Below are 15,899 nucleotides of genomic sequence, written 5' to 3'. Positions count from 1 at the left end.
GCAAACGAGCCCGCGCGGTCCTCTCGCGCGGGCTCGGTCGTTTTGAGAGAGGCTGGCGCTCAGGCGGCGGCGGGAAGGCCGCCGCGCATGGGTTCGCCGGCCCGCGGCTCCTGGGCCGGGCACCCGAACTCGCGTCCGGATTCGGCAAGCAGGCACCACATATAGTCGGCCATCGAGGAGCGCACGAGAATGTCGAACACCGGGCCGGCCGCATCGCTTTCGTCGCGCAGCCACAAGACGATGTTGGCGGCAGCGACCAGCGTGCCGACGACGCGGCCTTTGGCGAAATGGCGCGGGTGCAGATCGATCGTCACGAGCTTGGCGAGCACGTCGCGGGCGCGCAGGCCCGTCAGCGTGATCATGGTGTAGTTGTCGGTGACGTCCACGGCCTGGGAGTAGGCCTCGATCAGCTCGTCGGCGAGCGCGCCCTTGGCGCATTCCGCCTCGCCATCGGGCGCAATCAGCATCCACTCGTCCGGCCCCAGCCACAAAAGCGAGCGGTTCTGCAGCGTGAAGCTGGAGCACGGCTCGGTCGGCAGCGTCATGCCCGTGGTGCGCAGGATCACGTCCACGTCGCGCTCGGCGAGGCAGCGAATGATGACCTTGGTCAGGAACGGCCATTCGGCCAGGCTGACGGCGCCGTTTTCCGCGCGGATCGGGGCGCGGTGGGCGAGCGGCGAACGGCGGCGGGGATCAAACACGGCCAGCCTCCTTCTGGGCGAGAAAGTCGAGCTCGGTGATGGTCGCCTTGATCGGCGCACCGCCGTCGTGACGGGTGACGTAGACCGTTTCTCCGAGGCGCGCGCCGCCGCTTTTGACGGCGGCGAACGCGATCGAGCGCGCCAGGGTCGGCGAATAGTAGCTGGAGGTGACATGACCGAGCATCGGGACCGGCGGGGCCGGCTCGTGAGCGGTCTCGATCACGTGCGCGCCCTCCGTCAGGACCGTCGAGGGATCCTCCGTCAGAAGGCCGACGAGTTGGCGCCGATCGGTCCGGACGGTGTCGGAGCGGCTGAGCGAGCGCTTGCCGATGAAGTCGCCCTTCGTCTCCGAAACCAGCTTGTCCATGCGCAGGTCGATCGGGGTCATCGTCCCGTCGGTGTCCTGCCCGACGATGATGAAGCCCGCCTCCGCGCGCAGGAGGTGCATCGCCTCGGTGCCATAGGGCGTGATGCCGTAGGCGGCGCCCTTGTCCATCACCTTTTGCCACAGCCAAAGACCGTAGCTTGCCGGCACGTTGATTTCGTAGGAGAGCCCGCCGGTGAAGGAGATCCGGAACACCCGCGCTGGCAGCCCGTCGATGCTGGCTGTCTGCCAGGACATGAACGGGAAGGCGTCCGGGCTCGGATCGATGTCTTCCACCAGATCCGCCATCAGTTCGGGCGTGCGCGGCCCGGTGAGCGAAACCACGGCCCACTGCTCGGTGACGCTGGTCAGCCGAACGTCGAGATCCGGCCACTCCGTCTGCAGGTAGTCCTCCAGCCAAGCCAGCACGCGCGCCGCCCCGCCGGTGGTCGTCGTCATGTGGAAATGATCGTCGGCCAGGCAGGTGGTGACGCCGTCGTCGAACACCATGCCGTCTTCGTTCAGCATCAGACCGTAGCGGCAACGGCCGGGGGCGAGCTTCGACCAGGCGTTGGTATAGACCCGGTTCAAGAAGGTGCGCGCATCCTTGCCGCGGATGTCGATCTTACCGAGCGTGGAAGCGTCGAGAACGCCGATCTCGGTGCGGGCGGCGCGAACCTCCCGCTGCAGCGCGGCCTCCGGGCTTTCGCCGACCTGGGGATAGACCCAGGGGCGCAGCCAGTCGCCCACGGTTTCGAAAACGGCGCCGTTCTGCACGTGCCAGTCGTGCATCGCCGTGGTGCGCCGAGGGTGGAAATGGCCCTTCGTGTGGGCACCTGCCACGGCGCCGAACGTCACGGGCTTGTAGGGCTGGCGGAACGTGGTGGTGCCGATCTGCGGGAGCGACGCGGTCTGCTTGTCGGCCAGCACCGCGAAGGCGTTGACGTTGACGGTCTTGCCCTGGTCGGTGCCCATGCCGGTGGTGGTGTAGCGTTTGGCGTGCTCCACCGAGTGGTAGCCTTCCTGCACGGCAAGCCGCAGATCCTTCACGGTCACATCGTTCTGTGTGTCGACGAAAGTTCGGCCGGCCCGCGCCGTTGGCAGCACCGTGCGCGGGTCGAGAACGCCGGGCGACACGCTCGGGTCGACTACGTCGGGAGTGGCCTGGGCAGCTGCGGCAAAGCCGGCCGCGGTGGTGGCTTCCGCGCCCGCCACTTCGCCGGCGGCAAGGCAGCCGGCAAGATCGAAGGTACCGTTGGCCGCACCGGCCGAGCGTTCGCGCTGGACCGACCGGCCCGGAACGAAGGCGCCGATCGCCTCCTCGTAGCGGAGCTGGCCGCGAGACTGAGAGAATAGGGCGACGTTTGGCGAGAACCCTCCGGCAACGGCGAGCGCATCGCAGGCGATGGTTTCGCTCGGGCCGCTCGGGGTACCGTCCAGGCCGAGGCGGCGCACTTCGAGAGCGGAGATGCGCTTGCGGCCCTTGGTGGCGACGATGCCGGCCTCACGGCGGACCTGGATGCCGAGCGAGCTGGCCCGCTCGGCCACGCCCGGCCCTGCGGTGGCACGCTGGTCGATCACGGCCACCACGCCGGCCCCGGCGGACTTCAGCCGGCAAGCGGCGTCGTAGCCGGTATCGTTGTTGGTCACGACCGCAATCTTGCGGCCGATCAGGACACCATAGCGCTCTGCAAAGGTCAGCGCGGCGGAGGCCAGCAGAATGCCCGGCCGGTCGTTGCCGGGAAACAGCAGTGGCCGCTCGGTGGCGCCGGTGGCGAGCACGACTTCGCGGGCGCGGATGCGCCAGTTGCGCTGGCGCGGCAGCCGCGGATCCCGGTCCGCCGGCATTTGATGGTCGACGACCTTTTCCCAGAGATTGACCTGGTTTTCCGCGTAGTAGCCGTAGGCGCACGTGCGCGTGAGGACGCGCACCTCGGGGTGATCGCGCAGCTCGGCCTCCACCGAGGCGATCCAGTCGACAGGCGACAGGCCCTCGATGCGGGTGTCGGGATCGGCGGAAAGCAGCCAGCCGCCAAGCTCCGCCGTTTCCTCGCACAGGACGACGCGGGCGCCGGAGCGGGCAGCCGCGCGCGCGGCGGAGAGGCCGGCCGGGCCACCGCCGACGACCAGAACTTCGCAGTGATGGTTGATGTGGTCGTAGTGATCCGGGTCCGGCGCCTTCGGCGCAACGCCGAGACCTGCGGCGGCGCGGATGATCTTCTCAAAGCCCATCCAGGAGCCGGGCGGACCCATGAAGGTCTTGTAGTAGAAGCCGGACGGCAGGAACTGATGGAGCACGTCGTTGATCGCGCCCACGTCGAAGCCGAGCGACGGCCAGGCGTTCTGGCTCTTCACCTCCAGCCCGGCATAGATCTCCTGCTCGCTCGCCCGCGTGTTGGGGTCGGTGACGGCGGCATCGCTGCCGATCTGGACCAAGCCGGCCGGATCGTCGGAGCCGGCCGAAGCCACGCCGCGGGGACGATGATATTTGAAGCCGCGAGCGATCATGTGGATGCCGTTGGCCAGCAGCGCGGACGCGATCGTGTCGCCGGCGTAGCCGGAAACCGGCTTGCCGTCGAAGGTGAAGTTGACCGGCTTGGAGCGATCGACCCGGCCGCCGGCTTCGCGACGATAGGGCTGGCGGGCGGCGGCGCGCATCTGCTGGCGGTCCGCCGGCGCGGCGGCAGTTCCGTCAGTGCGGAAGTCAAGCGAGGTGCCGGGGGCGGTGCCTTCGGACGAGCTCATCGGGCGGCTCCTGTGCCGGCGTCTGCCGAAACGAGTTTCACGGCGTCGTTACCGGATCCGGCGACTTCGCCGCACGGGGTGGCGGGCCGGTCGAGATCCAACTCGGGCCGCGGCGCCCCCATCTTGTAGACGGCGAGAATGCGGTCGGTCGCGGTGGAGCGGATCACGTTGAACCAGCGCCGGCATCCGCTCGCATGGTTCCAGCGTTCGGCAAACGGGCCCTTCGGGTTGTCGCGGAAGAACACGAACTCGGCCCATTCCGCATCGCTCAGATTTTCCGGATTGGCTGGCCGGGCCACGTGGGCTTGTCCGCCATAGGCGTACTCAGACTGGTCGCGGTCGCCGCAATAGGGGCAGGGGATGATGAACATGGCGACGGGTCCTAGCGCAGGCCGAATGGAGCGTTGAGCAATGGCCATTTGCTCCGCTCACTCCCGCGAAAGCGGGAGTCTATAGGGAGCCGGCAATCAATCTCGGGCCATCGCCGTCGTCGGGGAACATGGCCCGGATTCGAACCGACGATACGGCTTGCGATCGTCTCGGCGCGACGCTCGGCCGAATGGATTCCCGCTTTCGCGGGAATGAGCGGAGAGAGGATCGACCGTGTCACGGCAACGCGTCTCCCGATTTTAGTGCGCGACGGCGGCGGCGCCGTGTTCGGCGACCAGCGCGCCGGTCACGAACCGGTCGATGGAGAAGGGTGCGGCGATCCGGTTTGGCTCGTCGTTGGCGACCAGATCGGCGAAGACGTGGCCGGAACCCGGCGTTGCCTTCCAACCGCCGGTGCCCCAGCCGGCGTTGATGTAGAAGCCCTTCACCGGCGTCTTCGACAGGATCGGGCTAGCATCCGGGCAGACGTCGACGATGCCGCCCCATTGGCGCATCATCCGCAGCCGGGAGAAGATCGGAAAAACCTCCTTGATCGCCGCGATCTGGTGCTCGATCAGGGCGATCTGACCACGTTGGGTATAGGAGTTGTGGTGGTCGATGCCGGCGCCGATGACCAGCTCGCCCTTGTCGGACTGGCTGCAATAGGCGTGCACGGCGTTGGACATGACCACGCAGTCGATCACCGGCTTGATCGGCTCGGAGACCAGCGCCTGCAGCGGATGGCTCTGGATCGGCAGGCGGATGCCGATCAGGTCGGCCATCACGCTGGTGTGACCGGCGACCACGGAGGCGACCTTGGGCGTCTTCACGGTGCCGCGGTTGGTCTCCACGGCGGTGATCCGGCCGGCTTCGACGCGAATGTCGGTGACTTCGGTCTTCTCCACGATGTCGACGCCGAGCGCGCTCGCGGCACGGGCCAGACCCCAGACGACCGCGTCGTGACGGTTGGTGCCACCGGTGCGCTGCAAACTGCCGCCCACGATCGGGTAGCGCGCGGAGGGCGCCATGTTCAGGATTGGGCAGAACTCCTGGACGCCCTTGGCGTCGAGCCATTCGCCTTCCACGCCGTTCAGCCGGTTGGCCTCCACGCGGCGTTTGATCTGGCGCGCCTCGTTCTCGTCGTGGGCGAGATTGAGCACGCCGCGATGGCTCATCATGATGTTGAAGTTGAGCTCGCGGCCGAGTGTCTTCCACAGCGTGAGCGCGTGATCGTAGATCGCCGCGGATTCGTCGTAGAGATAGTTGGAGCGGATGATCGTGGTGTTGCGGCCGGAGTTGCCGCCGCCGATCCAGCCCTTTTCGATCACCGCGACGTTGGTGATGCCGTGGACCTTGGCGAGATAATAGGCGGTTGCGAGCCCATGTCCGCCACCGCCGATGATGACGACGTCGTAGGCATCCTTGAGCGTGGCCTTGCGCCAGGCCGGCTCCCAGCCGGTGTGGCCTCTCAAGCCTTCGCGGACCAGACGGAGAAGGGAGTAGCGCTGCATCGCCCGCCTATCCTTCGAATTGGATGATCGGACGCGTCGGCATTGCTCGGCGCGCCCACTACAGCAACATGAAGCGCCACTATCGACAAGTCACGATCCCTGCGGCCTTCCATCCGCGTCGCGCAATGTCGCAAAGGGTCGTTTCGAGAAGCTGTATCGGTCGCGAAGAAAGCCGGCGGTCGGAGCGAAGTCCGCGGCGCTAGGTCATGGACTCATAAATGCGAATGTTTCGGCGTCCGAAGGAGCGAGTCGATTTGCCCGACTGCTGCGTCGCAAAATCTTGAAAACCGGCCGGGTTTCCTGCGCTCTTGCTCCTGGCATTCGACCAAATCGCCTCCGCCCGGACCGTCCGGATTTATGAGTTCATGACCTAAGGCCAAGTGGAAATCGGTTGGCCGTCCGGGAAAAGCTAATCGGCTCTAAAACAGCCCCTCGATCCAGCCTTCCTCGCCGATGCCGATGACCTCCGCCGCCGGATGGCGCGGGAGGCCCGGCATCGTCATGATCTCGCCGGTGAGCGCGACCACGAAGCCGGCCCCCGCCGACAGCCGGACCTCGCGCACGGGGATGGTGAAGCCGGTCGGCGCGCCGCGGGCGCTCGGATCGGTGGAGAAGGAATATTGGGTCTTGGCCATGCAGACCGGCAGATTGCCGTAGCCGGCAGCCTCGAAGGCGGCGAGCTGATCGTGGACATGCTTGTCGGCGATCGCGTCGTCGGCGCGGTAGATCCGCTGGGCGACGATGCGGATCTTGTCGAAAAGCGGCATGTCGTCTGGATAGATCGGGTGAAAGTCCGCCGTGCCGCCTTCCACCAGGCCGACCACGGCGTTGGCGAGGTCTTCGGTGCCGGCCGAACCCTTGGCCCAATGCTCGCACAGGACAGCTTCGGCGCCGAAGGCGGCGCATGCGGCCTTCACGGCCTCGATCTCTTCCGCACTGTCGGCGAGGAAACGGTTGATCGCCACCACCACGGGCACGCCGTAGGACTGGACGTTTTCCACGTGGCGCTGAAGATTGGCCGCCCCGCGGGCGACCGCCTCGACATTCTCTTTGCCAAGCTCGGCCTTGTCGGCGCCGCCGTGCATCTTCAAGGCGCGGATGGTCGCGACCACCACGGCGGCATCGGGCTTCAGCCCGCCCTTGCGGCACTTGATGTCGAAGAATTTCTCCGCGCCCAGATCCGCACCGAAGCCGGCCTCGGTCACCACATAGTCGGCCAGCTTCAGCGCCGTCTTGGTGGCGATCATGGAATTGCAGCCATGGGCGATGTTGGCGAACGGGCCGCCATGCACGAAGGCCGGGTTGTTCTCCACCGTTTGCACCAGGTTCGGCGCGAACGCCTGGCGCAGGAGCACCGTCATGGCGCCGTCGGCCTTGAGATCGCCGGCGGTGACCGGTCGCCCGTCGAAGCGGTAGCCGACGACGATTTCCGCGAGCCGACGTTCCAGGTCGGCGAGATCCTCCGCCAGGCAGAAGATCGCCATGATCTCGGAGGCAACGGTGATGTCGAAGCCGGTCTCCCGCACGACGCCGTTCGCCGGCCCGCCGAGACCGACGGCGATGTCGCGCAGCGCCCGGTCGTTCATGTCCATGACGCGGCGCCAAGTCACCCGCCGGGGATCGATCCCGAGTGCGTTGCCCCAGTGCAGATGGTTGTCGACCATCGCCGCCAGCAGGTTGTGGGCGGTGGTGATGGCGTGAAAGTCGCCGGTGAAATGGAGATTGATGTCCTCCATCGGGACCACCTGGGCATAGCCGCCGCCGGCGGCGCCTCCCTTCATGCCGAAGCAGGGACCCAGCGAGGGTTCACGCAGACAAATTGCCGCGCGCTTGCCGATCCGATTCAGCCCGTCGCCGAGCCCCACCGTCGTCGTGGTCTTGCCTTCCCCGGCCGGCGTCGGGTTGATCGCGGTGACCAGGATAAGCTTGCCGCTTGGCCGCTCGCCAAGGGACGCGGCGTAGTCGAGATCGATCTTGGCCTTGTCGTGTCCGAAGGGCACCAGGCTGTCGAACGGCACGTCCAGCTTGGCCGCGATCTCCGCGATCGGGCGGCGGACAGCGGCGCGCGCGATCTCGAGGTCGGATTTCGGCGTCATGATTCCCCCAGCCTTTTTGGTGCCGTCTTTCATTTGTCAGTTGTGAACGAGCAGGCGTGGGGTCTCAAGTCCCGCCATCGCGGGTGGCGGTCACGCGGGCGTCTTTGCAACGAACGGTGGGTGGAGCGGCAGCCCCGCTATTTCTCGCATTGCGGGTCGGATGCCTGATAATTAATCTTGCTTCATTGTTAGGGATTCTAGGCCTGCTTTCGGGGGCGACGTCGAAAGCGAAGCGGTGGCGCAATGGTCACTCAACAGCGACAGTCTCGCACGATCGTCTTCCTGCTGCTCCCGAACTTTTCGATGATCGCGTTCGCCACCGCGATCGAACCCCTTCGGCTCGCCAATCGGCATCTCGGCTACCAATATTATCGCTGGCGTCTTGCCTCGGAGCATGGCGGGGCGGAGACGGCGAGCAATGGCTGTTCCATTGCGGTGCAAGGCTCTCTCGCCGACGAGCGCCATTTCACCGGTACCGAGCGGCCGGACATGGTGCTGGTGTGTTCGGGTATCGGCGTGGAGAGCCTGGACACGCGCAACGTGCGGCCATGGCTGCGCCAGCTCCATACCGCCGGGGTGACGGTCGGCGGCTTGTGCACCGGAGCGTGGGTGCTGGCCGAGGCGGGCCTTCTGGAAGGCCGGCGCTGCGCGATCCACTGGGAGACGCTGCCGGCCTTCTCGGAGAAGTTTCCCGAGGCGAACGTGTTTGCCGACCTCTTCGAGGTCGCCGACAACATCTACACCTGTGCCGGCGGTACGGCGGCGCTGGACATGATGTTCTCGCTGATCCAGGCCGACCACGACGAGAACGTCGTCAACCGGATCTGCGAACAGTGTCTCGCGGATCGGGTGCGCAACCCGCACGATCGCCAGCGCCTGCCGCTGCGCGCCCGCCTCGGCGTTCACAACACCAAGCTTCTGTTCATCATCGAACTGATGGAAGCGAACATCGACGAGCCATTGTCGCTGATCGATATCGCCGGCTATGTCGGCCTTTCGCGGCGCCAGATCGAGCGCTTGTTCCGCACCGGGCTCGGCATGTCGCCCGCGCGCTACTATCTGGAAATCCGGCTCGACCGGGCGCGCCATCTTCTCCTGCAATCGAACATGCCGATCGTCGACGTGGCGATTGCCTGCGGCTTTGTGTCCGCGTCTCACTTCTCCAAGTGTTTCCGCGAGATGTACGGGACGTCGCCGGCCACCGCCCGGCTGGAGCGCGACGCGGCGCAATTGGCGGCGGAGTAGAAAGCGAGCCGATCGGAGTCGCTTCCCGCTGCAAAATGTTGTTAATGTTTCGTTAACCCTACGCTAAAGTTGCGTTGTTAGGCTGGGAGGCGAAGCATGAACAAAGCTTGGCGGATTGGAATGGCCGCAGTGGCTGCCGCAGTGTTCGGGACGGCGGTCTCGGCGAATGCTCGGGAGACCTATGTCGACGACAGCCGGCTTCCGGCCAGCAAGTGCTACATTAAGACTCTCGTGCCCGCGAAGGTCTATGTGAACACCGAAGGCGAGTTGGTTCGGCCGCAAAAGCAACAATGGGTCGTCCGGAAGGTCGGTGACGTGGAGCAGTGGGAATTGGTGACCCTGCCGGCCGTCTATGTGGAGACGCGCAAGATCGTCGAACCGGCTCACTATACGCTTCAGCGGGTGTCCTGCGATGCACCGCCGGAACCGGCTGGTCCGCCGGCGCTGAGCTGTTACAACACCGGCGGCTCCCGCGTGATCTGCGAACAGGTCAATTGACGGACGTCCGCTTTATCGGACGTGCGGCAGTATCTCGTCGCAGATGATCTCCGCAGCCTCGTCCGCGCCGGTCAATGCCGGTGGGGCGGGCGGCGTCTCGGCCATCAATTCCGCGATCGCCTCGGCGGCTTCCGCGTCGGCGGTTTTCTTGTGAATTTCGCGTGCCGCGCCGTGTCGGAGCGCCCAGGCGGCGAGTGCGGGCGTTTCCGGCCAGCCCGGCCGGTCGGTGAACACCAGGCGGACGCCGTTTCCGATGGTGTCGACGAAGGTGCCGTAGCCGGGCTTGGCGACCACGATCGCGCAGGACGCGATGAGGTCGACATGATCGATGCCCTGAACCAGAAGCGGGCCGGCATCTGAAATCCAGGCGATATCGTGGGGAAGGGCGGCAAGAAAGCCGGCTCCGACCGCGTTGTCCCAACCTCCCCATGACAGAAGCCCGAGCGGGCGATCCTCCGGCAGGCCGAGAATGGCGCGGATGCGATCGGGGCAGGGCGTGCCGTGCCGACCGATCGGGCCGATCCGGCGCTGGTTTCCGCGGTTCGGCATCGCCATGGACGGATCGGGCATCAGGAAGATGTCCGCCCCGCCATAGGCGTCCTCCAACAGCGCCAGCGCTTGCGTGGGGACCGAGCCGGGGGGCATGACCGCGCGCAGAATGTCCGCCCAGTTGAGCGAGCAGAGCGCCACGGCGGGTACTCCGGCCCGGCGTGCCGCCACAAGGCCCGGCGCGGCGATATCGGAAAACACCAAGTCCGGATGAAACGCCGCGATCTCGTTTTCCGCCTCTGCGACGGCGGTTTCGAATGCTTCGGCAAAATCGCGGTAGTTCTGCGCGGTGGCCGCCACGTCGATCGTGTCCGGGGCGGACATGGTCAGCGCCGGATCGAACGGAGGAGGCCCGAGCTCGACCGGCAACGGCGCGAACCGCGCCACTACGGCGGCGGGAAGTGCGCTGCGCAGACGCACCGCGAGCCGGTCGGTCCGGTCATGAAGCGCCGCCAGCACACAGGAGGTCTGCATCATATGGCCGAAGCCGTGGCTGGAGACGTCAGCGAGAAGGCGCATGGAACTCCGGGACCTTCATGATCTGGACATTTGTCGCCACGCGTGACCTTCTTCTCGCTTCGTCAAGGCTTTGAGTGTGAAATTGACGACGATGGACACGCAAGCGGGGCATTCGTGAGTTTGGACGAGCAACGTCGGGAAGCGCTGGTTTCCGAGCGGATCCTGGAGAGCATGCGCGACGGCGTCATCACGATCGATTTGACCGGTCGGATCATGACGTTCAACGCGGCCGCGGGACGCATCCTCGGCAAGAAGCCGGAGGAGGTGGTGGGATGCTCCTTTGGCCAAGTGTTCCTGATGGAAGAGAGCTTCGACGATTTCAACGAGGTCGTGTTCAAGGCGGTCTACGAGGCGGAGACGACGCACACGATCGAAATCGCCCTCGTCGTGGATGGGCGCGAAGTCAACCTGTTTGTCTCCTCCTCTTTCCTGACGCTTGAGAGCGACAGCGGCGAGGACGAGCGCCTTGGCGTGACCGTGGTGTTCACCGACATCACCGAGGAGCGCAAACGGCGCAAGATCAAGCGGCTGTTCGGCGAATATGTCGACCCGCGCATCGTCGACCGGATTCTGGCGCGCGGTGCGGTCGATGCGCAGACCAGCCGGCGCGAAACCATGACCATCTCGTTCGTCGACATGCGCGATTTCACCGGCTGGTCGGAGCGGCTTCCGCCGGATCGCCTGATCGATGTTCTGAACCGTTTCCTGGCGGCGATGGCGCTGCCGATCGGCGCCGCCGGCGGGATCACCGACAAATATATCGGCGATGCGGTCATGGCCTGCTGGGGCCCCCCCTTCACCGAGGCCGACACCCAGGCGGCCGATGCCTGCGCCGCCGCGCTCGGCCAATATGAGGCGCTTACCGACCTGCGCCGCGAACTCGCCGAGATCGAGATCCCGGGTGCGGAGCGGATGGATGCCGTGGTCGGCGTTGCCACCGGCGAAGTGATCGCCGGCGATGTCGGGCCCGTCTCGAGCCGCAACTACACCGTGATCGGGCAGACCGTGAATCTCGCCGCCCGGCTGCAGGAGGCGGCGAAGACGCTGGGCCATCCGATCATCGTGTCGGAGGAAACGGCCGCGGGGGCGGGCGACGGCTTCGTGTTCCGCGAATTGGAGCGGATCGTGCCGCGCGGTAGCCGCAAGCCGGAAAGCGTGTTCGCCCTTATCGGCCGCGCCGGCGAGGTGGCGAACGCGGATGTCCAGATTGCCGCACTCCACGGCGAGGGGCTTTCCTCCATGCTTTCCCGAGACTGGGCGACAGCGGACAAGCGCTTCTCCGCGTGCCTTGCCCTCGACCCGGCCGATCGATCGGCGGCGCGGATGAAGGCTCGCGTCGCGGCCTATGCGGACAACCCGCCGCCAGACGATTGGGATGGCGTCTGGTCGGAGCCGATGGTTTCGGGACCGAAATAGCGCAGCGTCAGACAGGTGACGTCATCGGCGCGGTCTGCGCCGCGTTCGAATTCCAAAAGCGCGGCGGTGACCACCCCACCAAGCGCGTTCACATCGGTCGCCGCGGCGCGTTCCGCCAGCAGGGCTTCCAGCCGGCCTTCGCCATAGGCTTCGCCATCGGCGTCGAACGCTTCGGTCACACCGTCGGTGAAGGCAAACAGCGTGTCGCCCGGTGCAAGTGTCACGGTGAGCTCGCGATAGTCGTGGTCTTCCACGATGGCGAGGGCGGGGTCGCCGGTGCGCTCCAGCGGTCGCGCGGTGCCACCGGACGGTTTGATGATGTAGGGCGGGTTGTGGCCGGCGTTCGTGTAGGTGAGGATCCCGGTCTCCAGGTCCAGAACGCCGTAGAACAGCGTCACGAACATCATCTGCTCGTTGTCGGCGGCCATGAACTGGTTGACCTGGCTGATGGAATCCGCCGGCGAATTGGTGAACACGGCCGTCGCCTTTACCAGCGTGCGCGTGATCGCCATGAACATCGCGGCCGGAACGCCCTTGCCGGAGACGTCGGCGGCGGCAACGGCCAGATGGCGTTCGTCGATCATGAAATAGTCGAAGAAGTCGCCGCCAACCTCTTTCGCGGTCTCCATCACGCCGTGGATGGCAAACGTGGAGTGCGGCGGCAGCGGATGGGGCAGGAAGGAGAGTTGCAGCTCGCGCGCGATTTCCAGCTCCTGCTCCAGGCCGGCGAGCTTGGCGCGGGTGATGATCGCTTCCTGCAGCTCTTTGACCAGCGCGGTTAGCCGGGTGTGCTGATCGGAAATCCGCGCCGACATGCGCTGCAAAACCGTGGCCAGCACGTTGAGCTGGTCGTCCTGGGCGCCACCGCGCCCGCCTGCCGCCTCGTCCTGGCGCCGGCGAACGGCTGCTTGCAGATCGTCGACGATCTCCGCGCGGCCGTCCGTTTCCAGCGTGTCGGCGAGCCGTTCGAGCTGGCGGCGGATGATGCGCTCTTGGCGCCGGCGCTGGCGTTCGACCTGGCTGCGATTTTCTTCCAGCGCGATGGCGTTGCGTCGAAATACGGCCACGGCCTCGGAAATCTTGCGAATTTCGCCGCTGCCGGTCTCGTCCAGGGTCTGATGCAGATTGCCCTTGGAGAGTGCCTCCAGCACCGAAATCGCGTGCTCCAGCGGGCGGAAGGCGTGCCGCATATAAAGATAGAGCAGGATCAGCACGACGACGGCGAAAATCGCAATGCCGACGAGGCCCACGCCTTGGAGCTGGTTGGCGCTGGTCAGGCTGTCCGTGGCATCGCGCAGCGTGACGAGGGTGCCGGCGAAGCCGCCGATCATATCCACGACGGGCATGCCGGTGGCAAATAGTAGCCGGTCGTCGGCACGCAGGACCTGCACGCCCGCTTCGCGCGGCGAGACTTCCGGCTGTACCTTATCCCACAACATCGGCGCGGTGCCTTCCACCATTCGCCCGCGCAGCGAGACCAGGAAACTCGGCTCGTGGATCGCCTGGGAGAACCGATCGAGCGCATCCTCGGCATCGCGCGTGACCGTTACGATCGCCGCCACGGCCGTATCGGCGATGACGGGGACGGCGGACGCGATCACGTAGCTGCGCGGGCCGTCCTGGCGCAGGCCGCCGATCGGCTTGCGTGTGGTGGCGATCTGGTCGATCGCGGCTGAGGACAGCAGCGGGAGCGATCCGAGTTCCGGCGAGCTGGAAAACAGGATATTGCCGGACGGATCGACCACCTGGATGTCGTGGGCGTCGGCGACGACTTCGTGGGAAGCGGCGACCACCTTGCCGATCGCGTCGCGGCTCAGGCCGCTCGCGGAGCCATCGATCCGCGAGGAGAGCTCAAAGGCGATGGCGTGCAGCTCGCGGGTCTGTTCCTCCACGACGCTGCGCCACACCGAATCCTGCCCGTTGATGGCGATCTGGGAGAGGCGTTCGCGTTCGATCTGGATGCGGGAAAAGCCGATCGCGACCAGGCCTGCGATCACCAGGAGGAAGGCGATGGAGAGAAGCAGCGTGATCCGGGTGCGCAGCAACATCGCCGTCTATCCCCTCCGCCGGGCCGGGTCGCGCGCGGACTGAAGGTCGCCAATACCGGCAACGCCCGTCAGAACCAGTGCCGCGACGCCGCAGACGAGGAGGGCCGGATAGGCGACCAGGTAGCTCAGCCCTTCCACGATGCCGGCTGCGACCACCCCAACCGCGAATGCCGCGACGACGGAAAGGGAAAAGACCCGAGAGGCGAGCCGCGCCCCGACAAGGCCGATGCCGACGCCAACGGCGAGCGAGATCGCCCAGCCCGGCGCCACACCGGTCACGCCGATCAGGACGGCAAGGCCGGTAAGGGCGGTTCCGATCGCAGCGGAAAGGCGAAGGCTCGAAAGCAGCGCGATCGCCATTCCGGTTCCCGCCACGGCGAAATGAAAGGCCAGCGTCGCATAGTCGGTGCGGTACTGATATCCGGCGAGATCGATCTGGAACCAGGCGGTGAGGGCGATCGCGATCCCCATCGGCGCGGCGAGGTCGGCAAGATTGCCGGTGCGTCGTGGCCCGAAACCCGCCCGAGACGAGCCGCGATCGGCTTGTAGGAGCGCGAAGAGGGCAAGTGCGGCAAGCGCAATCGCGCAGGTCAAAAAGGCGTAGCGGCGCCCGACGATCTCCGCGGTGATCCCACCGAGGATGGGGCCGATCCCGAGCGCGCACAGGAGGATTAGCGCGCCGCTCCAGGGCCGGCGTGCCATGGCGCCTTCCCGCACCAGCACACCCCAGACGGCAAGCCAGAGGCCGATGCCGGCGCCAAGCTGGGCCAGCGCGAAGGGAACGATCTCGTGGATCGTGAACGTCACGCCGGTGGCGCCTGCGGCCAGAAGCAAGCCGGCAACGGCGGCCAGGCGTGGCACGCGAACCGCGATCAGGCGGGCGAGCGCCAGTCCGATCAGCGCCCCCAGAGCGGAGGCGGCGATCCCGCCGCCCATGGCCGCCGATGCCAGCGGATCGTTGCCGATGCGGTCGGCGGCAAAGCCGGCGATCAGCGGCAGCGTGGCCCCGCCGACGGCGAGGATCGGCAAGGCCAACCAACCGCTCCACCCGATCCGACGGGTTGGCTGTTCCAGCCGATCGAAGCGGAACGGCGCAAGCGGCGCCATCGCCTCCTGGACGCGGGAGGCGAACGAGCCGGTCACGTCGATCGCCCGGATTTCCTCCGCCAGCGCACGGGCCTCGCGCGCATGGCGGCGCACCGGCGCGATCAGGCGGGCGGCGGCGCGCCCGAGCGGACGCAGCGGGCTCTCTTCGGGAACGGGAGAGTAGTCGTCGAACCCACCGCGGCCGACCGCTCGGCAGGAGGCGACGAGCCGGGCGCGGGGCAGGTCGATCAGCTCGATGCGGTAGAGCCGAACCCAGACGCCGGCGATAAGGCCCGACAGCAGCGTGACGGCGATCGCGATCATGATCGCCCGGCGGTGGATGTCGTGCGCAAGCTGATAGGACGGCACCACCAGCACGCGCCCCACGTCTTTCTGGTCGACGGGAATGACGACCAGGACCGCGTCGCGGAAGTCGGTGTCATCGGACCGGCCCTTCTCGAACAGGAAGGTACCGCTCATGTCGGCGATCGCCAGCCCGTCGATCTCAGCGTTGGCGGCCATCACGTCGGAGAAATAGCCATCGACGCCGTTGAGGTCGGCCAGCGGAATCCCGAGTTTGACCGCACGCGCGACCACCTCGGCAATCGAGCGGCCGATCGATTTCGCAACGGTGTCGGATTCCCGGACCAGGCGTCCCTTCTCGTTCATGTCGCCGGTTGCGAACACCAGAGCCGAGGTGGCGCCGATAACGAGCGCCAGAAGCAGGCCGAGAAGGGTGGCCGCCACGTCCG

10 protein-coding genes and 1 pseudogene are annotated in these 15,899 nt (G+C 66.6%); 3 read left to right on the top strand and 8 right to left on the bottom strand.

The window, feature by feature from the left end:
* Positions 1-59 precede the first annotated feature (59 nt).
* The 5 genes and pseudogenes from HNS03_RS10800 to HNS03_RS10780 form a co-directional block, all read right to left on the bottom strand.
* On the bottom strand, positions 60-701 hold the full coding sequence (locus tag HNS03_RS10800) for a sarcosine oxidase subunit gamma (RefSeq protein WP_367195231.1): 642 nt from the start codon (positions 699-701) through the stop codon (positions 60-62).
* Positions 694-3,810: a sarcosine oxidase subunit alpha family protein gene (locus tag HNS03_RS10795; protein ID WP_367195229.1), complete on the bottom strand. Its 3,117-nt coding sequence runs from the start codon at positions 3,808-3,810 to the stop codon at positions 694-696. The genes HNS03_RS10800 and HNS03_RS10795 overlap by 8 nt, the downstream gene beginning before the upstream one ends.
* 95 nt (positions 3,811-3,905) lie before the next feature.
* A pseudogene (locus tag HNS03_RS10790) lies at positions 3,906-4,181 on the bottom strand (sarcosine oxidase subunit delta); the annotation flags it as partial.
* Positions 4,182-4,439: 258 nt separating this feature from the next.
* On the bottom strand, positions 4,440-5,690 hold the full coding sequence (locus HNS03_RS10785; protein WP_367195228.1) for a sarcosine oxidase subunit beta family protein: 1,251 nt from the start codon (positions 5,688-5,690) through the stop codon (positions 4,440-4,442).
* Positions 5,691-6,109: 419 nt separating this feature from the next.
* Positions 6,110-7,789: a formate--tetrahydrofolate ligase gene (locus HNS03_RS10780; RefSeq protein ID WP_367195317.1), complete on the bottom strand. Its 1,680-nt coding sequence runs from the start codon at positions 7,787-7,789 to the stop codon at positions 6,110-6,112.
* 240 nt (positions 7,790-8,029) lie between these two features.
* Between HNS03_RS10780 and HNS03_RS10775 the strand changes: the two genes are divergently transcribed.
* Both HNS03_RS10775 and HNS03_RS10770 read left to right on the top strand, forming a co-directional pair.
* On the top strand, positions 8,030-9,031 hold the full coding sequence (locus HNS03_RS10775) for a GlxA family transcriptional regulator (RefSeq protein WP_367195226.1): 1,002 nt from the start codon (positions 8,030-8,032) through the stop codon (positions 9,029-9,031).
* A 96-nt stretch (positions 9,032-9,127) separates the two neighbouring features.
* Entirely contained in the window at positions 9,128-9,529 is a 402-nt protein-coding gene (locus tag HNS03_RS10770; RefSeq protein ID WP_367195224.1) for a hypothetical protein, read from the top strand.
* A 12-nt stretch (positions 9,530-9,541) separates the two neighbouring features.
* Here HNS03_RS10770 and HNS03_RS10765 read toward each other — a convergent pair whose 3' ends face one another.
* The gene (locus HNS03_RS10765; protein WP_367195223.1) at positions 9,542-10,597 is read right to left on the bottom strand and encodes a hypothetical protein; all 1,056 of its coding nucleotides are present in this window, start codon (positions 10,595-10,597) and stop codon (positions 9,542-9,544) included.
* Between the two features lie 114 nt (positions 10,598-10,711).
* Between HNS03_RS10765 and HNS03_RS10760 the strand changes: the two genes are divergently transcribed.
* Positions 10,712-12,013 carry an adenylate/guanylate cyclase domain-containing protein gene (locus HNS03_RS10760; RefSeq protein ID WP_367195221.1) on the top strand — a complete coding sequence of 434 codons (1,302 nt, stop codon included), beginning with the start codon at positions 10,712-10,714 and terminating at the stop codon, positions 12,011-12,013.
* Here HNS03_RS10760 and HNS03_RS10755 read toward each other — a convergent pair.
* Both HNS03_RS10755 and HNS03_RS10750 read right to left on the bottom strand, forming a co-directional pair.
* On the bottom strand, positions 11,941-14,061 hold the full coding sequence (locus HNS03_RS10755) for a SpoIIE family protein phosphatase (RefSeq protein ID WP_367195219.1): 2,121 nt from the start codon (positions 14,059-14,061) through the stop codon (positions 11,941-11,943). The genes HNS03_RS10760 and HNS03_RS10755 overlap by 73 nt on opposite strands.
* 6 nt (positions 14,062-14,067) lie before the next feature.
* Complete coding sequence (locus HNS03_RS10750; protein WP_367195218.1) at positions 14,068-15,894, bottom strand: hypothetical protein; 1,827 nt, start codon at positions 15,892-15,894, stop codon at positions 14,068-14,070.
* Positions 15,895-15,899 lie beyond the last annotated feature (5 nt).

It is taken from the genome of Amorphus sp. 3PC139-8, from assembly GCF_040750475.1.
Classification (GTDB): domain Bacteria; phylum Pseudomonadota; class Alphaproteobacteria; order Rhizobiales; family Amorphaceae; genus Amorphus.
Note: the sequence above shows the minus strand (reverse complement) of the source record. Positions and strands in the feature narration are given on the sequence as shown.